Source organism: Streptomyces sp. NPDC015125 (assembly GCF_043080045.1).
Taxonomy (GTDB): Bacteria; Actinomycetota; Actinomycetes; order Streptomycetales; family Streptomycetaceae; genus Streptomyces.
On sequence record NZ_JBIBVF010000001.1, the window covers coordinates 54,845 to 74,495 of the forward strand.

The 19,651-nt window shown below is 71.4% G+C and carries 12 protein-coding genes; 2 read left to right on the top strand and 10 right to left on the bottom strand.

Annotated features, from left to right (window positions below; genetic code table 11):
• Positions 1–85: 85 nt before the first annotated feature.
• The 10 genes from ACF088_RS00215 to ACF088_RS00260 all read right to left on the bottom strand — a co-directional run bounded on the left by ACF088_RS00215 (position 86) and on the right by ACF088_RS00260 (position 16,486).
• On the bottom strand, positions 86–1,795 hold the full coding sequence (locus ACF088_RS00215; protein WP_392373070.1) for a proline--tRNA ligase: 1,710 nt from the start codon (positions 1,793–1,795) through the stop codon (positions 86–88).
• 306 nt (positions 1,796–2,101) lie between these two features.
• A complete protein-coding gene (locus tag ACF088_RS00220) occupies positions 2,102–2,638 on the bottom strand; it encodes a GNAT family N-acetyltransferase (protein ID WP_392373071.1) in 537 nt (178 codons plus the stop codon).
• Between the two features lie 24 nt (positions 2,639–2,662).
• Positions 2,663–3,508, bottom strand: a complete 846-nt coding sequence (locus tag ACF088_RS00225; RefSeq protein ID WP_392373072.1) for a GNAT family N-acetyltransferase — start codon at positions 3,506–3,508, stop codon at positions 2,663–2,665.
• Between the two features lie 174 nt (positions 3,509–3,682).
• Positions 3,683–4,840 (bottom strand): flavodoxin-dependent (E)-4-hydroxy-3-methylbut-2-enyl-diphosphate synthase, encoded by a 1,158-nt coding sequence (ispG, locus tag ACF088_RS00230; RefSeq protein WP_392373073.1) that lies wholly within the window; start codon positions 4,838–4,840, stop codon positions 3,683–3,685.
• 173 nt (positions 4,841–5,013) lie between these two features.
• Positions 5,014–6,315, bottom strand: a complete 1,302-nt coding sequence (locus ACF088_RS00235) for a M50 family metallopeptidase (RefSeq protein ID WP_392373074.1) — start codon at positions 6,313–6,315, stop codon at positions 5,014–5,016.
• The gene (gene dxr, locus ACF088_RS00240) at positions 6,312–7,586 is read right to left on the bottom strand and encodes a 1-deoxy-D-xylulose-5-phosphate reductoisomerase (RefSeq protein WP_392373075.1); all 1,275 of its coding nucleotides are present in this window, start codon (positions 7,584–7,586) and stop codon (positions 6,312–6,314) included. The genes ACF088_RS00235 and dxr overlap by 4 nt, the downstream gene beginning before the upstream one ends.
• Positions 7,587–7,757: 171 nt before the next feature.
• Positions 7,758–9,677 carry an acyl-CoA dehydrogenase family protein gene (locus tag ACF088_RS00245; RefSeq protein ID WP_392373076.1) on the bottom strand — a complete coding sequence of 640 codons (1,920 nt, stop codon included), beginning with the start codon at positions 9,675–9,677 and terminating at the stop codon, positions 7,758–7,760.
• Between the two features lie 501 nt (positions 9,678–10,178).
• Positions 10,179–11,639 carry an aldehyde dehydrogenase family protein gene (locus tag ACF088_RS00250; RefSeq protein ID WP_392373077.1) on the bottom strand — a complete coding sequence of 487 codons (1,461 nt, stop codon included), beginning with the start codon at positions 11,637–11,639 and terminating at the stop codon, positions 10,179–10,181.
• Positions 11,640–11,911: 272 nt separating this feature from the next.
• Complete coding sequence (locus ACF088_RS00255; RefSeq protein ID WP_392373078.1) at positions 11,912–13,600, bottom strand: PucR family transcriptional regulator; 1,689 nt, start codon at positions 13,598–13,600, stop codon at positions 11,912–11,914.
• Positions 13,601–13,993: 393 nt separating this feature from the next.
• On the bottom strand, positions 13,994–16,486 hold the full coding sequence (locus tag ACF088_RS00260; protein WP_392373946.1) for an ATP/GTP-binding protein: 2,493 nt from the start codon (positions 16,484–16,486) through the stop codon (positions 13,994–13,996).
• A gap of 276 nt (positions 16,487–16,762) precedes the next feature.
• On the opposite strand from ACF088_RS00260, the gene gabT reads away from it, so the two are divergent.
• Positions 16,763–18,112: a 4-aminobutyrate--2-oxoglutarate transaminase gene (gene gabT, locus ACF088_RS00265; protein WP_392373079.1), complete on the top strand. Its 1,350-nt coding sequence runs from the start codon at positions 16,763–16,765 to the stop codon at positions 18,110–18,112.
• A gap of 624 nt (positions 18,113–18,736) precedes the next feature.
• The gene (locus tag ACF088_RS00270; protein ID WP_392373080.1) at positions 18,737–19,570 is read left to right on the top strand and encodes a phosphatase PAP2 family protein; all 834 of its coding nucleotides are present in this window, start codon (positions 18,737–18,739) and stop codon (positions 19,568–19,570) included.
• Positions 19,571–19,651: the final 81 nt, after the last annotated feature.

Here is a 19,651-nt window from a genome sequence, read left to right on the forward strand (position 1 = left end):
ACGCTGGACGGACGGACGCTGGACGGACGGACGGGCCGGCCGCCGGGGTGTGCACCCGGCGGCCGGCCCGTCGGCCGTGCGGTGGTTACGCGCCGAGGCGGGCGACGGCCTCCTCGACCGTCAGCTCCTCGCGCTCGCCGGTGCGGCGGTCCTTGACCTCGACGACGCCCTCGGCGGCGCGGCGGCCGGCGACGACGACGGTCGGGACGCCGAGCAGTTCGGCATCGGTGAACTTCACGCCGGGCGAGACGCCGGCCCGGTCGTCGACGAGGACCCGCAGACCGGCGGCGCCGAGCTGTTCGCCGACCTCCAGGGCGAGCTCGGTCTGCTTGGCCTTGCCGGCCGCGACGACATGCACATCGGCCGGGGCGACCTCGCGGGGCCAGCACAGGCCCTTCTCGTCGTGGGTCTGCTCGGCGAGGGCGGCCACCGCGCGGGAGACGCCGATGCCGTACGAGCCCATGGTCACCCGGGCGGGCTTGCCGTTCTGGCCGAGCACATCGAGCCCGAAGGCGTCCGCGTACTTGCGGCCGAGCTGGAAGATGTGGCCGATCTCGATGGCGCGGTCGATCTTCAGGCCGGTGCCGCACTTCGGGCAGGGGTCGCCGGGCTCGACGACGACCACGTCGAGGTGGTCGTCGACCTCGAAGTCCCGGCCGGCGACGACGTTCTTGGCGTGCTTGCCCTCCTTGTTGGCACCGGTGATCCAGGCGGTGCCGGGGGCGATACGCGGGTCGGCGATGTAGCGGAACGCCTTGCCGGCCAGGCCCTGCGGGCCGACGTAGCCGCGGACCAGCTCGGGGCGGTCGGTGAAGTCCTCGGCGGTGACCAGCTCGACCGTGGCCGGCGCGAGGTGCTCGCCGAGCTTGCCGAGGTCGACCTCGCGGTTGCCGGGGACACCGACCGCGACGATCTCGCCGTCGACCTTGACCAGGAGGTTCTTCAGGGTCGCCGAGGCCGGTACGCCGAGGTGCTCGGCGAGGGTCTCGATGGTCGGGGTGTCGGGGGTGTCCAGCTCCTCGACGGGGCCGTGTGCGGAGCCGTCGGCGGGCTCGACCTTGACCGTGACGGCCTCGGTGTTGGCGGCGTAGTCGCAGGCCGGGCAGTCCACGAAGGTGTCCTCACCGGCGGCGGCGGGGGCCAGGAACTCTTCGGAGGCGGAGCCGCCCATCGCGCCGGAGACGGCGGAGACGATGCGGTAGTCCAGGCCGAGCCGCTCGAAGATCTTGGTGTAGGCCTCGCGGTGCAGGGCGTACGACTGCTCCAGCCCCTCGTCGGTGGTGTCGAAGCTGTACGAGTCCTTCATCTGGAACTCGCGGCCGCGCAGCACACCGGAGCGGGGGCGGGCCTCGTCACGGTACTTGGTCTGGATCTGGTAGAGGATCACCGGCAGGTCCTTGTAGGACGTGCACTGGTCCTTGACCGTGAGGGTGAAGATCTCTTCGTGGGTGGGGCCGAGGAGGTAGTCGGCGCCCTTGCGGTCCTTGAGGCGGAAGAGCAGGTCGCCGTACTCCTCCCAGCGGCCGCTGACCTCGTAGGGCTCCTTGGGCAGCAGGGCCGGCAGCAGGACCTCCTGGCCGCCGATGGCGTCCATCTCTTCGCGGACGATGCGGGAGACGTTCTCCAGGACCTTCTTGCCCAGCGGCAGCCACGTCCAGATGCCGGCGGAGGAGCGGCGGACGTACCCGGCGCGGACGAGCAGCTTGTGGCTGGCGGTCTCGGCGTCGGCCGGGTCGTCGCGCAGTGTCTTGATCATCAAGCGGGACATGCGCTGGACCTGTGCGGCGTGGGCCATGGAGTTTCTCCTGCGTAAGAAAGGGGACTCCCTGGAGGTTAGCCGTAGGGGTGTGGCGCACGGAAATGGATACCGTCCGCTGCGCCTGATCGGGCTTCCCACGTTGTCGGCCTTCCCGCCGTGGGGGCTGCTCGCCGTTTGTCGCCCGCTGCGCGGTGCGCCCGCCGTGGCGCCTGCGGCGGCCGGGTCCGCTGCGCGGGGCTGTGGGTGCGGGGACCAGTAAAACGTGGGTGGGGGCGGGCCACTCGTGGTGAGTGGCCGGAAGGAAGGCCGGTGGCGGTGTGCCTCTGCGGCCTGGCGGCTCGTTCAGGGGCGCTTCAGCGGGAGCGGGGCCCCCATCACCGCGTACGGGGTCGGGGCGCTCGGGAAGAGGACGCGGCGGGCGATGTCCTGGTAGCCGAGGGAGCGGTAGAGGCGGCGGGCGGGGCTTTCGGTGTCGATGGCCGAGAGGATGGAGCGTGGCTGGGCGGCTCCGTCGGTGATGCGGGTGATCAGTGCCCGGCCGAGGCCGCGGTGCTGGTAGTCGGGGTGGACGTGCAGCTCGGTGATGGTGAAGGAGTCGTCGAGCCAGTGGTCGAGACCCTCGCCTCGGAGGTAGGGCTCGACGACGGTGGACCACCAGTGGGCACGGTCGTTGGGCATGCCGTAGACGAAGCCGACCAGCCGGCCTGCGGGGGTGGTGGCGCCGAGGGCGCGGGCGCCGGGGCTGGTGAGGTGACGCAGCACGATGTGCCGGCGGACGGCCGTCTCCTCGGCGCTCAGGCCGAACGCGACCGCCTGGACGGCCAGCGCGTCGTCGACGCGGGCAGCGAGATCAAGCGGGCCGACCGCGACGTCATCCATGCTCGGAGCGTACAAGGCGGCGGGTCAGAACAGTACGCTCATGAACGCGCCGACTTCCTCGAAGCCCACCCGCCGGTAGGAGGCCCGGGCGGCGGTGTTGAAGTCGTTGACGTAGAGGCTGACGATGGGGGCGACGTCGCTGAGGGCATAGCGCAGCACGGCGGCCATACCGGTCTCGGACAGGCCCTTGCCGCGATAGGCGGGGTCGACCCACACGCCCTGGATCTGGCAGGCCCGCTGGGTGGCGGCGCCGATCTCGGCCTTGAAGATGACCTTGCCGTTCTCGATACGGGCGAAGGAGCGGCCGGAGCCGACGAGTTCGGCGACCCGGGCCTGATAGAGGAGCCCGCCGTCGCCGGCCATCGGGGAGATGCCGACCTCTTCGGTGAACATGGCCACGCACGCGGGCATGATCAGGTCCATCTCGTTCTTGCGGATCCGCCGGACGTACGGGTCGGGGGCGATCTCGGCGGCCGGTGCGGTGGTGACCATCAGCGGCTGATGGGCGCGGATCTCGCGGGCCGGTCCCCAGGAGGGCTCCAGGAGCGACCACAGCTCGGCGGTGGACTCCGCGGGGCCGACGATGGAGGAGCAGCGGCGGCCCTGGCGGCGGGCGCGTTCGGCGAAGCCACGGACGGCTTCGGGGGTGGCACAGACCGGGACGAGGTTGGCGCCGGCGTAACAGAGCGACTCCAGGCGGCCGCTGACGTACCAGCCCCACATCTCGCCGCCCAGCCGCCAGGGGTCGAGGCCGGCGACCTGGACGCGGGCGGCGACGAACGCGTTGGCCACCGGGTCGCGGTCCAGGACCGCGAGCGCATCGTCGAGGTCCCCGGGCTCGAGGACCTTGATGGTGGTGGTCGTCAGCACGTGTCGGAAAGCCTCACCGTTACGGGCCTGGGAGGCCAGGCGGGAGCAGGTCTTGGCACTTTACCTCCACCTGCGCGGGAGCACCCGGGCACCGGGGACGGACGGGTCCGGGCAGCTGCGAGCCCCGCGGCCCTCTGCGGGCGGCGGGGCTCGGGGGCCGCGGGCGGCGCCGGGTCAGCCGGCGACGGCCACGGTCGGCTCGCCGGAGACGATGCCGTCCTTCTCCATCTGCTCGGCGATCTTCATGGCCTCTTCGATGAGGGTCTCCACGATCTTCGACTCGGGGACGGTCTTGATGACCTCGCCCTTGACGAAGATCTGGCCCTTGCCGTTGCCGGAGGCGACACCGAGGTCGGCCTCGCGGGCCTCACCGGGGCCGTTGACGACACAGCCCATGACGGCGACGCGGAGCGGCACCTCCATGCCGTCCAGGCCCGCGGTGACCTCGTCGGCGAGCTTGTAGACATCGACCTGGGCGCGGCCGCAGGAGGGGCAGGAGACGATCTCCAGCCTGCGCTGGCGCAGGTTGAGCGACTCCAGGATGGAGATGCCGACCTTGACCTCTTCGGCGGGCGGCGCGGAGAGCGAGACGCGGATGGTGTCGCCGATGCCCTCGCTGAGCAGGGCGCCGAAGGCGACGGCGGACTTGATGGTGCCCTGGAAGGCGGGGCCGGCCTCCGTGACGCCGAGGTGGAGGGGGTAGTCCGACTGGGCGGCGAGCTGGCGGTAGGCGTTGACCATCACGACCGGGTCGTTGTGCTTGACCGAGATCTTGATGTCGCGGAAGCCGTGCTCCTCGAAGAGGGACGCCTCCCACAGCGCGGACTCGACGAGCGCCTCGGGGGTGGCCTTGCCGTACTTCTGCAGCAGGCGGCGGTCCAGGGAGCCGGCGTTGACGCCGATCCGGATCGGGGTGCCGGCGTCGGAGGCCGCCTTGGCGATCTCCTTGACCTTGTCGTCGAACTGCTTGATGTTGCCGGGGTTGACGCGGACCGCGGCGCAGCCGGCGTCGATCGCGGCGAAGACGTACTTCGGCTGGAAATGGATGTCCGCGATGACCGGAATCTGCGACTTCCGGGCGATCACCGGCAGCGCGTCGGCGTCGTCCTGCGTCGGGCAGGCGACCCGGACGATCTGGCAGCCGGAGGCCGTCAGCTCGGCGATCTGCTGCAGCGTGGCACCGATGTCGGACGTCCGCGTGGTCGTCATCGACTGCACCGAGACCGGTGCGTCTCCGCCCACGGCGACCGTGCCGACCTGGATCTTGCGGCTGACCCGGCGGTCGGCAAGCTTGGTCGGTACGTCCGGCATTCCCAGTGAAATGGCAGTCATCTGGCGAGCAACCCCAAGGTGTGGATCTAGGCCCCGCAGCGGCGGGCTCCGGTCTTCGAGATTACGGCACCGGGGTTGCTATGAGCACATCGCGCCCCTGTGGCGCCACGAAAGGAGACGGCCGGACACCTCCAAACGCCACGGAGGTGTCCGGCCGCCGCCAAACGTACTTTCTAGGTCAGCTTCACCGGATTCACCACGTCGGCGACGAGCACCAGCAGCGTGAAGCAGATGAAGATCCCGGCGACGACGTACGCGACCGGCATCAGCTTGGCGACGTCGAAGGGGCCGGGGTCGGGGCGCCGGACGATCTTGGCGAAGGCCCGCCGGACCGACTCCCACAGGGCGCCGGCGATGTGCCCGCCGTCCAGCGGCAGCAGCGGCAGCATGTTGAACAGGAAGAGCGAGAGGTTGAAGCCGGCGACCAGGAAGAGCATGGTCGCCACCCGCTGCTCGGGCGGGATGTGCAGGGAGAAGACCTCGCCGCCGACCCGGGCCGCGCCGACCACGCCCATCGGGGAGTCCTGCTTGCGCTCGCCACCGTTGAAGGCCGCGTTCCACAGGTCCGGGACCTTCGCGGGCAGGTTTATCAGCGAGGAGACCCCCTGCTCGACCATGTTGCCCATGCGGTCGACGGACTGGCCGAAGGACTGCTGGACGACGCCGCTGGCCGGGGTGAAGCCGAGGAATCCGGCGGTGACGAACTCTCCGGGGACATAGCCGCCGTGGCCGTCGGTCTTGGCGACCTTGTTCTCGATCAGGTCGGCGTGCAGCGTCTGCCGTGCGCCGTGCCGCTCGACGACGAGGGTGGCGGGCCCCGTGGTGTCGCGGATCTGCTGCTGCAGGGCGCCCCAGTTTGGGACGGCGTGGCCGTTGAACGAGACGATCTTGTCGCCGGCCCGCAGGCCCGCGGCCTCGGCCGGGGAGTCCTTGGCGCCGTGCGGGCACTTGTCGGTCTTGGCGGCGGCCGAGATGACGCACTCCGAGACCGAGCCGACCTGGGTGGTCTGGGTGTTGATGCCGAAGCCCATCAGCACGCTCATGAAGATCACGACCGCCAGGATCAGGTTCATGAACGGCCCGGCGAACATCACGATGACGCGCTTCCAGGGCTTGCGGGTGTAGAAGAGCCGCTCGTCGTCACCGGGCTGCAGCTCCTCGAAGGCCGCCGAACGGGCGTCCTCGATCATGCCGCGGAACGGCGAGGTGGAGCGGGCCTGCAGCTTTCCGTCGTCGCCGGGCGGGAACATCCCGATCATGCGGATGTAGCCGCCGAGCGGAACGGCCTTGATGCCGTACTCGGTGTCGCCCTTCTTACGGGAGAAGATCGTCGGACCGAAGCCCACCATGTACTGCGGCACGCGGATACCGAACAGCTTGGCCGTGGAGAGATGGCCGAGCTCGTGCCAGGCAATGGAGAACAGCAGACCGACGACGAAGACGACTATGCCGAGGATGGTCATCCAGGTCGTCATGCGCGAGCCTCCGAAGGTGTCCGTGCCGCACGGGCGGCCAGTTCGCGGGCGCGGGCGCGCGCCCAGGTTTCCGCCTCCAGGACGTCGGCAACGGTCAGGGAAATTCCCCTGGCCGGCGTCCCGTGCTCGGAGACCACTGCGGCGACCGTATCCACAATCCCTGTGAAGGGCAGCCCGCCCTGGAGGAACGCATCGACGCATTCCTCGTTCGCGGCGTTGAAGACGGCGGGGGCGGTGCCGCCGAGATCACCGACCTGGCGGGCCAGCGGGACGGAGGGGAAGGCCTCCTCGTCCAGCGGGAAGAACTCCCAGGTCTGCGCCTTCGTCCAGTCCACGCCCGGTGCGGCGTCCGGGACCCGCTCGGGCCAGCCGATGCCCAGCGCGATCGGCATCCGCATATCGGGCGGGCTGGCCTGGGCGAGCGTGGAGCCGTCGGTGAACTCCACCATCGAGTGGATGTAGGACTGCGGGTGGACGACGACCTCGATGCGCTCGAACGGGACGTCGAAGAGCAGATGCGCCTCGATGACCTCCAGGCCCTTGTTGACCAGGGTCGCGGAGTTGATGGTGACGACCGGGCCCATCGACCAGGTGGGGTGGGCCAGCGCCTGCTCGGGCGTGACACCGGCCAGCTCCCGCTTCGTACGGCCGCGGAACGGGCCGCCGGAGGCGGTGACCACGAGCTTGCGGACCTCGGCACGCTCGCCGCCGGCCAGCGCCTGGAAGAGCGCGGAGTGCTCGGAGTCGACGGGGATGATCTGGCCGGGCGCGGCGAGGGCCCTGACCAGCGGACCGCCGACGATCAGCGATTCCTTGTTGGCGAGGGCCAGCACCCGGCCCGCCTTCAGCGCGGCCAGGGTCGGGGCGAGTCCGATGGAGCCGGTGATGCCGTTGAGGACGGTGTGGCAGGGGGAGGCGGCCAGGTCGGTGGCCGCGTCGGGGCCGGCCAGGATCTCGGGCAGCGGCTCGCCCGCGCCGTAGCGGTCGGCCAGCGCCGTCCGCAGCGCCGGCACCGCATTCTCGCGCGCCACGGCCACGGCGCTCACCCGCAGCTGATGCGCCTGGTCGGCGAGCAGCTCGACCCGGCCGCCGGCCGCGGAGAGCGCGGTCACCCGGAACCGGTCGGGGTTGCGCAGCACGATGTCGATCGCCTGGGTGCCGATCGACCCGGTCGAGCCGAGGATGACCAGGGAACGGGGGCCGCTCGGGCCGTCGGGATCGGCGGCGGCCGACTCGAAGCGCAGATGCGGGTGGGCGAGGGAGTCCGTCATGTGGTCCATTGTGGCCGGTCGCCGAGGGGCCGCGGACACCCAGGGCGTGTCCTACCGATCAAGGGTGGGTCCTACCGAGCATGGGGCCCCTGACCGCTGCGGGCCGCACGCCCCGGGGGCCGGTCCGGACCGTCGGACCGGCCCCGGGGGTGCGGGCAGCCGGGGGGCCGCTCAGCGAACGGGCCGCCGGACGTTGTCCGTCCGGCTCGGGCCCGGGGTGGCGTCGGCGATCCAGGGGCCGTCGCCGCTGGGGTCGATCATGCCCTCCTCCAGCCAGGTGTAGCTGCCGTCGAGGACCCCGTCGACGACCTTGCGGTCGAGCTCGTCGGTGTTGGTCCACAGCCGGCCGAACAGCTCCTCGATACGGATCCGCGCCTGCCGGCAGAACACATCGGCCAGCTGCTGCGCCTCGCGGCCGTGGTCACCGGTCTCGGTCAGGTACTCGGCCCGTACACAGGCGGCGCTCATCGCGAAGAGTTCGGCACCGATGTCCACGATCCGGCCGAGGAAGCCCTGTTTGGTCTCCATCCGGCCCTGCCAGCGGGACATCGCGTAGAAGGTGGAGCGGGCGAGCTTGCGGGAGGTCCGTTCGACATAGCGCAGATGACCGGCCAGCCGCCCGAACTCCTGGTAGGTGCTGGGGAGTTGGCCGGGGCCGGCGACGAGCTTGGGCAGCCAGCGGGCGTAGAATCCGCCGGCCTTGGCCGCCGCCCGGCCCTTGTCGGCGAGCGACTTGTCGGGGTCGATGAGGTCGCCGGCGACCGACAGATGGGCGTCCACCGCCTCGCGGGCGATCAGCAGGTGCATGATCTCCGTGGAGCCCTCGAAGATCCGGTTGATGCGCATATCGCGGAGCATCTGCTCGGCGGGGACGGCGCGTTCGCCGCGGGCGGCGAGCGAGGGGGCGGTCTCGTAGCCGCGGCCGCCGCGGATCTGGACCAGTTCGTCGGCCATCAGCCAGCCCATTTCCGAGCCGTACAGCTTGGCGAGGGCGGCTTCGATGCGGATGTCGTTGCGGTTCTCGTCGGCCATCTGGGAGGAGAGGTCGACGACCGCTTCGAGGGCGAAGGTGGTGGCGGCGATGAAGGAGATCTTGGCGCCGACGGCCTCGTGCTTGGCGACCGGCCGGCCCCACTGCTCACGGGCCGCGGACCACTCGCGGGCGATCTTCAGGCACCATTTGCCGGAGCCGACGCACATCGCGGGCAGCGAGAGCCGGCCGGTGTTGAGGGTGGTGAGGGCGATCTTCAGGCCGGCGCCCTCGGGTCCGATGCGGTTGGCGGCGGGGACCCGTACCTGGTGGAAGCGGGTCACCCCGTTCTCCAGGCCGCGCAGGCCCATGAAGGCGTTGCGGTTCTCGACCGTGATGCCCGGGGAGTCGGCCTCGACGACGAAGGCCGTGATGCCTCCCCTGCTCCCCTCGGAGGCGGGCACCCGCGCCATCACCACCAGGAGGTCGGCGACCACGCCATTGGTGGTCCACAGCTTGACCCCGTCGAGGAGGTAGTCCGTGCCGTCCGGGACCGCCAGGGTCGCCAGCCGGGCCGGGTCCGAGCCGACATCGGGCTCGGTCAGCAGGAACGCCGAGATGTCCGTACGGGCACAGCGCGGCAGGAAGGTCTCCTTCTGCTCCTTGGTCCCGAACAGCTTCAGCGGCTGGGGCACGCCGATCGACTGGTGCGCGGAGAGCAGCGCGCCGATGGCGGGGCTGGCGGTGCCGACCAGGGCCAGGGCCCGGTTGTAGTAGACCTGGGTGAGTCCGAGGCCGCCGTACTTCGCGTCGATCTTCATACCGAACGCGCCGAGCTCCTTGAGCCCGTGCACGGTCTCGTCCGGGATCTTTCCCTCGCGCTCGATCCGGGCGCTGTCGATCTCCGTCTCGCAGAAGTCGCGCAGCGTGGCGAGGAACTTCTCGCCGCGGCGTACGTCGTCGACCGCGGGGGTGGGGTGCGGATGGATGAGATCGAGCCGGAAACGCCCCAGGAACAGTTCCTTGGCGAAGCTGGGCTTGCGCCAGTCCTGCTCGCGGGCCGCCTCGGCGACCTGGCGTGCTTCGCGCTCGGAAACGTTGCGGATGGATGGAGCGGTCATCAGGAGCTCACCTCGCCGCGGGATCGGGAGTTCAGCGCCGGCGGGCCGGTCGGCCGCTGGACAGCGCTACTTGTGAGAGTTACCCGATCCGCGCGGGTTGCACCACGGGAGGTGACGGGAGAGGGCCACCCGGAGGGCCACTCCATACCAAGTGGGACATACCCCCCTGGCACCGGTCCGGAACCGCCCGCCGCCCTCCGCCGTTCGGGGGGTGCGGCATACCGCGCTGGTTGTACACAGGGCCCCGGCTCCTCCCCCGGGGGACGGCCGCGGCTCCGCCTCAGACAGGAGGAAGGGAGGGGCCCGTGCCGCTTACCGTCAAGATCCGGCATGACGGGAGAGGTGATGCCGGAAACGGGGGACGCGGCGCGCTCCGGAAACAGGGTGCCGGAGCGCGCCGCGTCGAGGGCCGGCACCGGGGGCGCCGGCCGGGTCCGGTTGGTGTGACGGCCCCAGGGACGGCCGCCGCTGTCCACCGGTCCGGACCGGGTCGGGCGGAGGTTACAGCGCGAGGCCGGTGAGGACCAGCACCCGCTCGTAGGTGTAGTCGTCCATCGCGAAGCGCACGCCCTCGCGGCCCACACCGGACTGCTTGACGCCGCCGTACGGCATCTGGTCGGCACGGTAGGACGGCACATCGCCGACGATCACACCGCCGACCTCCAGGGCACGGTGGGCGCGGAAGGCAGCCTGGACGTCGTGCGTGAACACACCCGCCTGGAGGCCGAACTTGGAGTCGTTGACGGCCGCGAACGCCGCCGCCTCCCCGTCGACCTTCTTGAGGGTGAGCACCGGGCCGAAGACCTCTTCGCAGGCGAGGGTGGCGTCGGCGGGCACGTTCTCCAGGACGGTCGGCGCGTAGGAGGCGCCGTCGCGCTTACCGCCCGCGAGCAGCTTCGCGCCGCGCTCCACGGCCTCGTCCACCCAGCTCTCGACGCGCTGGGCGGCGTTCTCGTCGACCAGCGGGCCGACCTCGGTCGCGTCGTCCGACGGGTCGCCGGTGACCTGCGCCTCGACGGCCGCCACGATCTTGGGCACCAGACGGTCGTAGACGGAGGCGTCGGCGATCACCCGCTGCACCGAGATGCAGGACTGGCCGCCCTGGTAGTTGGAGAAGGTGGCGATGCGCTGCGCCGCCCAGTCCAGGTCCGCCTCGGAGGAGAAGTCCGGCAGGACGACGGCCGCGCCGTTGCCGCCGAGCTCCAGGGTGCAGTGCTTGCGCGGCACCGAGTCGAGGATCGCGTAGCCGACCTTCTCGGAGCCGGTGAAGGAGACGACCGGCAGCCGCTCGTCCTGGACCAGCGCCGGCATCCGGTCGTTGGGCACCGGGAGGATCGACCAGGAGCCGGCCGGCAGCTCGGTCTCGGCCAGCAGCTCGCCGAGGATCAGGCCGGAGAGCGGGGTGGCCGGCGCCGGCTTGAGGAGGATCGGGGCGCCGGCCGCGATGGCCGGGGCGATCTTGTGGGCGCAGAGGTTCAGCGGGAAGTTGAACGGGGCGATGCCCAGGACCGTGCCGCGCGGGAAGCGGCGGGTCAGGGCGAGCCGGCCGGCGCCGCCCGCATCGGTGTCCAGGCGCTGCGCCTCGCCGCCGTTGAAGCGGCGGGCCTCCTCGGCGGCGAACCGGAACACCGAGACGGCCCGGCCGACCTCGCCGCGTGCCCACTTCATGGGCTTGCCGTTCTCCGCGGAGATCAGCCGGGCGATCTCCTCCGTACGCTCCACCAGCCGGCGGTGGACGTGGTCGAGCGCTGCGGCGCGCACATGCGCAGGGGTGGCGGCGAGCTCGTCCGAGGCCGCGACGGAGGCCGCGATGGCCTCCTCGACCTGTGCCTCGGTGGGGACGCTCACCGTGCCGACGAGGCGTCCGTCCCAGGGAGAGGTGACGTCGAAGGTGGCCTCGCCGTGGGCCTCGCGGCCGGCGAGCCAAAAGGCGGTGGGGGCTGCAGCAGTGGGGATCGGCACAGTGGAACCCGGCCCTTCAGAAGTGGTGGGTGATGCGCATGGCTCAGGGAGCGGCTCTGCGGTTTTGACTCTGGACCCACGGTAGGGGTGCGGCGGCGCCGTGGCGTTTGTCCGAAGCGTAGTAATCGGTGGGGCCGTCTCTCCGTGGTGGAGGGGAGGGTACGGACCGCGGTGTTGGGGGCGTGCGGAGCGGCGGGCGGAGGGGCTTCGGGCGCGTGCGGGGCGGGCCCGGCCGCTCGCCTCCCGGGGCGGCCCACTCCCCGGGGACGGCCTTACTCCCCCGACACCCCCGGCGCCCCCGACGCCCCCGGCGCTCCCGAGGTCGCCTTGAGCGCCAGCCACAGCTCCATCCGGACGTCCGCATCGTCCAGCGAGCGGCCCAGGATCTCCTCCACCCGCCGCATCCGGTAGCGCAGGGTGTGGCGGTGTACGCCCAGGTCGGCGGCGGCCGCGTCCCACTGGCCGTGCCGGGCGAGCCAGGCGCGCAGCGAGGCCACCAGATCACCGCGGCCCCGGGCGTCGTGCTCCCGCAGCGCCCGCAGCAGCCCGTCCGCGAAGGCGCGGACGGCGTCGTCGGCGAGCAGCGGCAGCACGGAACCGGCCGCCACATCCTCGTGCTCGACCAGCGCACGGCCGCGCCGGCGGGCCACCGACAGCGCCTGTTCGGCCTGGCGGTAGGCGTTCGCGGCGGCCGTCGGCCCGGTCGGCGCCGACAGCCCGACGGCCACCCCTTCGCCATTGCCGCCTTCGCCATTGCCCCCTTCGGCCCGCCCCGCCCGGCCACGGGACCGCGGCCGTGCACCGGCGCGGACCTCGGCCGCGGCGGCGTACGCCGCACAGGCCTCCGCGGCCGCCCCGCCGTCCGTCACCAGCACGATCAGCCGGCCGCCGTCCGGCACCGCGAGCACTGCCTCGCCGGTCCGCGCGGCCGCGGAGTCCATCGCATCGGCAAGCCCGTCGAGGACACCCGACGCCCCGCCGCCCACGGCCGCCGGGGACGCCGGCTCCTCGCCGGCCACCGCCTCCGCGACCACCATCCGGAACGGCGCGTCCAGCAGCCCGCCGTAGAGCCGGCCCGCCACCGCCCGCGCATGGTCCGGCTCCCCCGCGAGCAGCATCTTGAGCACCGCGGCGCCGAGCCGCTGCTCGGCGTCCTGCAGCGCCCGGGACCGCTCGGTGGTCAGGGTGAGCAGCGCGACCGCGGAGTGCACGGCATAGCGCTCGGCCGTGCCGAGCGGCGCAGCGGTCCCGACCGCGAGCACACCGCGCGCCCGGCGCCCGGTGCCCAGTGACTGCAGTTCTACCCGGTCGTCGCCGTCGGTGTCGCTGACGACCGAGCTGGCGGGAGCGGGCCGCTCGCGCAGCCGCCCGACGTCGTCGGCGAGCCGGGCCGCGCGGCGGGCCGCCCAGTCGGGGGCGGCGGCCACCACCGCACCCGACGCGTCGTAGAGCGCGGCCCAGCCGTCCAGGTGCGCCGCGAGCCGGGCCAGCAGCTCGGCCGGTCCCTCGGCGCTGAGCGCCGCCCGGGTCAGCTCCCGCTGCGCCTCGAACCCCGCGGTCACCGCGCGGTACTGGTCGGCGGCGACGGCGGCCGAGACCGCCTTGCTGATCGCGATGAACGGCGTCCTGCGGGGCACCCCGAGCAGTGGCAGCCCCTGTTCCCCGGCCGCCTCGACCAGCGCCTGGGGAACGCCCTCGTAATTGACCCCGACCGCGAACCCCAGCCCGACGACCCCGGCCTCCGCGACCCGCCGCACATACCTGCGGGTCGCCTCCGCATCCTCCGCGTCCAGCTTGAGCGCGGTGATCAGCAGCAGTTCCCCGCCCTCCATGTACGGCACCGGATCGATCAGCTCACTGGCGTGCGCCCAGCGCACCGGCACGTCCAGCCGCCCCTCGCCCGCGAGCACGGTCAGCTTGAGCGCGGTGTGGTTGACCAGGGAAGCGAGGGTGTGCGGCATGGGACCTTCATGACGTCGACGACTGCGAGGGACGACCGGACGGCAACCGGTCACCGACCGACCGGTCGGCCCATGACCGGCCGATCAAGAGCCGGCCGATGAACGGTCGACTGCCGACGACTGCTGATGACTGCCGACGACCGTTCGCTGACCGAATTTTTGCGCCGCCTCGTATGAACGGCCAGTGTCGATTCTGCCTCAGCGGAGGAATCCGGGGGAGCTCCGCTCCGGACAAATCCGCTCGACCCTGGAGCACGGGCCCACGACAAGGGGGCGACGGGCACCCCTGCCGCCCCCGTCGCCCCCGTCATCCCCGTCGCTCCCACCGACCCCCGTCGCTCCCACCGACCCCCGCCGCTCCCACCGACCGACCGACGCCGCCGCCGACCACCCTCAGGACCGCAGATCCACCAGCACCGGCGGCGCATGGTCCCCAGCCACCGAGGTCACGGAGAGGACCGCATGGCCGGGCGGGACGGAGTTGGCGAGATCGGAGGCGGACCAGCGCTCACGTTCCACGGTGCGCACGGTGACGGCCTTGGCGGTCACATTCTTCCCCGTGACCAGCCGCCGGATCGAATGCATGACTTTGGTGAACGGCTCGTCGGAGACAATCTGCCGGTCGGTGACGTCCCGCGTCTCCACCCAGGCCTTGCCCCATACCTCAGCGAACCGGGCTCCATCCCAGGTCGTCACGCCCGCGAACGCCATCCGGCAGCCGACCGTGCCGAGCAGCCCACTACGCAATGACTCAGGTACGTCATCCAACGCCCTCAGCGTCAGCACCACGCCCGCATTCGCCGACCGCAGGCGCTGCAGCCCACGCAAAGCCTCCTGCGTGATCGCATGTGACGCATCGTCAAGCACCAGGCAGGCGAAGACCGATCGGTCCGACCGCGCAACCGCGCACTCCGTGAACTGCGCCAGCACCAACCGCGCCAGAATCCGCGAAGCCTCTGCGTGACCGCGCTCGGGCAGATCGATCCGCACCCGCAGCGGATGGTCCAAGGAGCGCAACGACACCTGACGCGAGCGCCCGGTGGGGTCGAAGAACCCTGCGAACGCCGTCCGGTCCAGCAGTGCGATCCGGTCCGCGAGCAGCACCCCGACGTCCCCGGACCGCTCCGCCTGTCGCTCCCGCGCATCCAACTCCCGCAGCGCGCTGTGCTCGCCGGCCTCCTCTAGTGCGGTCCGCAGCCCCGCCAACGCCTCCTGCGACCCGTCCAGCAGTTCCCGAAGCTCCGCGACCCCGGGAAACCTCCCATGCGCCACCCGAAACGGTCCCAACAACTGCCCCAGCACGGTCGTCGCTCTCCGACCGTTACCTCCAGGCAATGTCGCCGCCACATCCCCCACCAGTGCCTCGGCCAGAATCCCGGCCGCCTCATCCGGGTCGATCGTGCCGCCGTACAGGTCCAGGTCGCAGTCCGAGTCGCGGTGACCGACCCTGATCACAGCGTCAAAGGCGTCATCGGGCGCGGGCAACGTTGCAGCCGTCCCGACGGACACAATGGCGGCACGCCCCGCGAGTGCCTGCAGGCACAAGGCCTCAACCAGCGGGCGCACCAGGTGCGTTGTCTTTCCCGACCCGGGCGGGCCGACCGCCAGCAGCGAGGTACCGAGCACATCCGGCTCGAGCGCAAAACCCGTGCCGCGCCGGTCATACGGGTTGCGCACATCTTCGGATGCCGTGCCGATACGGACCTGGGAGGTCAGAAGGTCATGCTGTGCGGTGCGCGTCACCAGATCGCGTGCACCGGAGGGATGCAGGCATGCGGCGGCACCGCTTTTCTGGACGCTGTCGACGAATGCCCGGAGCCGACTCGGCTGCACACGTACGGACTGCCAGGCACGGCTGATCCGTGCATGATCGACGTCGTTCATGAGCCCGGACCGCGCCTCGTGTGCCAAGCGGTCGGCGGCCGCCGGAGCGCCGGCAGTTCGAAGGTCGGCCCACTCGGCCTGGTCCACCTCAAGCAACCGGGCAGTTGTCTCCGCAGTCTTCGCGTCACCTGATGTGCCGCGAAGACTCGGCGAGCCGTAACGACGCCGTAGTTCCGACAGGCATGCGAACCTGCTGAAGACGATCAGCAGCACACCGAGGTCGAAAAGCGAATAGCTGGTGGCGTAGTAGAAATACGATTCCTGCTGGCCCGACACCGGCGTCAGATTCTCCAGCTGAAGCATCAGGACCGACGAGTCGGTCGTCTTGTCGATGCACCATTGCCAGAGAAACCACACGAACGCCAGGGTCAGGACCGCACGTGCGACCAATTGAACGCTGGTGAGCGAGCCGGGGTCCTTGGGCGCCAGCCACGAAGGAAGCTTGTCCCATACGCGATTTGCCGACGGAACGAGCAGTCGGCGGAACAGCATGGGCCATCGCCCCACCCGCCCGAAGACGATGACGATCGCGCCGAGAACGAGAGCCATGTACACGTAGGACGAGACGATGTTGGAATTGCCCGTCTTCCATGAATCGGGCAGCATCACCTCGCGCGGCCACTTCCAGTAAGGGCCGAGGTAGCCGTTCATCAGCAATGACCAGATCAGCCATGCACACAGGAACGAAATAACTGCCCCGGCGATGAGCTGCGGCACCGCGATCTTGTGCGGCTCGTCCTTCGGTTTGGGTTTGTGCCCGAACGCCCAGATACCCGGCCCCGCCAGTACACGCGGAGTGCCCAGCCAGGCCATGAAAGAAGACTGCGGCGCATCGCCGCTTCGCGCGGAGGGTCCAGCCCCCGCAACCCGACCACCCGCGACGGAGGGATCGGTGAAGCGCGGCGGCGCACTGGGCCGCGGCGGCGCATCTGAGGGTGCCGCTGGTCGCGGGACCTGGTCGGAGCGGGTGTCGTGTGCGTCGTGCGTGCCCTCGGTGTCCATCCGGTGCCCTTGTCCCCCTTGAGCCGTGGCCTGCTGCGTCATGGCGCCGGCGGCCGCGTCGTGCGGCCGCGGTGTCATTGTCATGCCCGCGTGGGTGTCCGCCGCCGCCGGGCGCGCCGCCGCACAATCTACTGGCCGGGGGCCGCCGCTATGTCCGGTGCGGACAACGCAACACGCGCACTTCTCCCGAACGGAACATGCCAGACCCGCCCGGCCGCCCCTAGCCTGCGAGAACAACACCTTTGTACGTCCCCCGTTCCACTCCAGGAGACTGCCATGACCGAACTGTCCGGAGGCCCGACCCTCCCCCAGGAGCGTCGCGTCGTCACCGCGATCCCCGGCCCGAAGTCGCAGGAGCTGTGGGCCCGTAAGCAGGCCACGGTGGCCGCCGGCGTCGGCGCCGTGCTGCCCGTCTTCGTCAAGCGCGCGGGCGGCGGCGTCCTGGAGGACGTGGACGGGAACTCCCTGATCGACTTCGGCTCCGGCATCGCGGTGACCTCTGTGGGCAACAGCGCGGAGGCGGTCGTCCGCCGGGCCACCGCGCAACTCCAGGCGTTCACCCACACCTGCGCCATGGTGGCGCCGTACGAGCCGTACATCGAGGTCTGTGAGCTGCTGGCCGAGCTGACGCCGGGCGACCACGCGAAGAAGTCGGCGCTGTTCAACTCCGGAGCCGAGGCGGTCGAGAACGCCGTCAAGATCGCCCGCGTGCACACCAAGCGCCAGGCGGTCGTCGTCTTCGACCACGGCTACCACGGCCGCACGAACCTGACGATGGCGCTCACCTCCAAGAACATGCCGTACAAGCAGGGCTTCGGACCGTTCGCGCCCGAGGTCTACCGCGTCCCGGTGGCCTACCCCTACCGCTGGCTGACCGGCCCGGAGAACTGTGCGCAGGAGGCCGCCGACCAGGCCATCTCGCAGATCACCAAGCAGATCGGCGCGGAGAACGTCGCGGCGATCATCATCGAGCCGGTGCTCGGTGAGGGCGGCTTCATCGAGCCGGCCAAGGGCTTCCTCCCGGCGATCGCGAACTTCGCCAAGGAGAACGGGATCGTCTTCGTCGCGGACGAGATCCAGTCCGGCTTCTGCCGTACGGGCCAGTGGTTCGCCTGTGAGGACGAGGGCATCGTCCCGGACCTGATCACCACCGCCAAGGGCATCGCGGGCGGTCTGCCGCTGGCCGCGGTCACCGGCCGCGCCGAGATCATGGATGCCGCGCACGCGGGCGGCCTGGGCGGCACCTACGGCGGCAACCCCGTGGCCTGCGCCGCGGCGCTCGGCTCGATCGAGACCATGCGCGAGCAGGACCTGAACGCCAAGGCCCGCCGGATCGGCGAGGTCATGAAGACCCGGCTGACCGCGCTCGCGGAGAAGTACGACATCATCGGCGAGGTCCGCGGCCGCGGCGCGATGATCGCGATCGAGCTGGTCAAGTCCGGTTCCAAGGACCCGGACCCGGAGGCCACCGCCGCGCTGGCCAAGGCCTGCCACCAGGAGGGCCTGCTCGTCCTGACGACCGGTACGTACGGCAATGTGCTGCGCTTCCTGCCGCCGCTGGTCATCGGCGAGGACCTGCTGGGCGAGGGTCTGGACATCCTCGAAGGCGCCTTCGCCTCGCTCTGAGCGGCACGCGCGGGACACCGTTTCGCGGCAAGAACCCCGGCACGGCCCGGGACACGGCTCCTACCGTGTCCCGGGCCGTGCCCGTTCGTCCGGCGGGAACACCCTGCGCCGTGGTGCGCCGTGGTCATCGGTACCCACTGGCACGCCGGGGCCGCGCCCCGCTTCGCACCCGCGTACGAAACCGTTCTGTACCCATTTCTCTGCTCATTTCCGTGCGGACGCGCGTAACTGGAGGCATGGCGTGAAGAAGATGTGCGGGGCCGATGGCGGCCGGGTAATGCGACTGTCGGGGGCGCTCGCGGTGCCGTACGGTTCCTGCAGATGAGAGAAACACCCCGCTCGCAGGGGACTGCGGGCGACGCCCGGTCGGCACTTCCCCGGTTCCGATCAGGCCGTGCCCTCGCGCACGACACCGGGGCCCCTGGCAAAGGGGGTTCCGGGAATCCTCACCGATCGGATGTCCGCCCGCCCCATACCCCCCGGGGCGCGCGGGACACCGGTCAGCGCGGCCGCCTCGGAACCACCCCCCCTGTTCCGAGGCGGCCGACTCTTTTTCCCTCCGCGGACCCGTCGGGTCGCGGCTTTCGTCGTTTCTCGCCCCTGTCGGCCGGTCTGCTCAGTGCGTTGCTCTTCGCCGCGCTCACCTGGCAGGTGGCCGGTCACGGCCCGCTGCGCCTCCTCGACGAACGGCTCGGCCGCATCCTTGCCACCGGGAACATCCCTTCCGGGCCCGCCGAATTCTTCGCCGATCTCGGCAATACGGCCGTGGCGCTGCCGGTGCTGTTGGTGGTCATGGTGTGGACGGGGTGGCTGGGCCGGCAGGGGCGGTGGGGCCGGTGGGACCCCGGAGCCGACGGGGGCGGCGACGGGGGCGGCGGCGACGACGTTGCGGGCGTCAGGAGCGTCGAAAGCGGCGGGGACACGGTCCACGGCCCGGCTCCGGTGCGCTGGTGGCTGCCGCCGCTCGCCGCCGGCCTCGCACTGGCCGCGGTGCCGGCGCTGGTCGTCCCGCTCAAGCTGTGGCTCGCCCGGCCGGGTCCGCCGCAGATGGCCGGCGCGGCGCCCGCCTTCTATCCGTCGGGCCATGGCGCCACGGCGGCCGTGGCGTACGGCGTGGCCGGGCTGTTGTTGATCCGCGGCCGGCGAGGGGCGCGGGGCGCGGCCGCCCGTCCGCACCCTCCGGCGGCCACGGCCACGGCCACGGCCACGGTCACGCCCACGGCGCCGGTCGCCGTCGTGGTCGTCGTGGTCGTCGTGGTCGTCGCTCTGCTCAATGCCGGTGTCGGCATCGGCCTGGTACGCCGGGGCTATCACTGGCCGCTGGACGTCCTCGGCAGCTGGTGTCTGGCCGGCCTGCTGCTCGCCGGGTGGTGTGCGGTGTGTGACCGGTGGGACGGTGGCGGGGGCCGGGCGGTGCGCCGGGAGGCGTCCGACGGGGCGGGGCCGGTCGGCCCCTGACCCCGGCCGAGGCGGGCCGTCCGGCCGCACGAGGGGGCGCGCAACGCCTCGTCGCCCGCCCCCCGTTGGGCGTCAGCTGTC

What these genes read in the sequence shown, in the direction of transcription:
- ACF088_RS00260 (WP_392373946.1), bottom strand. Translation starts at nt 16,486, where the DNA reads ATGGACACCGAGGGCACGCACGACGCACACGACACCCGCTCCGACCAG.
- ACF088_RS00220 (WP_392373071.1), bottom strand. Translation starts at nt 2,638, where the DNA reads ATGGATGACGTCGCGGTCGGCCCGCTTGATCTCGCTGCCCGCGTCGAC.
- ACF088_RS00245 (WP_392373076.1), bottom strand. Translation starts at nt 9,677, where the DNA reads ATGACCGCTCCATCCATCCGCAACGTTTCCGAGCGCGAAGCACGCCAG.
- ACF088_RS00255 (WP_392373078.1), bottom strand. Translation starts at nt 13,600, where the DNA reads ATGCCGCACACCCTCGCTTCCCTGGTCAACCACACCGCGCTCAAGCTG.
- ACF088_RS00215 (WP_392373070.1), bottom strand. Translation starts at nt 1,795, where the DNA reads ATGGCCCACGCCGCACAGGTCCAGCGCATGTCCCGCTTGATGATCAAG.
- ACF088_RS00235 (WP_392373074.1), bottom strand. Translation starts at nt 6,315, where the DNA reads ATGACGACCTGGATGACCATCCTCGGCATAGTCGTCTTCGTCGTCGGT.
- ispG (WP_392373073.1), bottom strand. Translation starts at nt 4,840, where the DNA reads ATGACTGCCATTTCACTGGGAATGCCGGACGTACCGACCAAGCTTGCC.
- gabT (WP_392373079.1), top strand. Translation starts at nt 16,763, where the DNA reads ATGACCGAACTGTCCGGAGGCCCGACCCTCCCCCAGGAGCGTCGCGTC.
- dxr (WP_392373075.1), bottom strand. Translation starts at nt 7,586, where the DNA reads ATGACGGACTCCCTCGCCCACCCGCATCTGCGCTTCGAGTCGGCCGCC.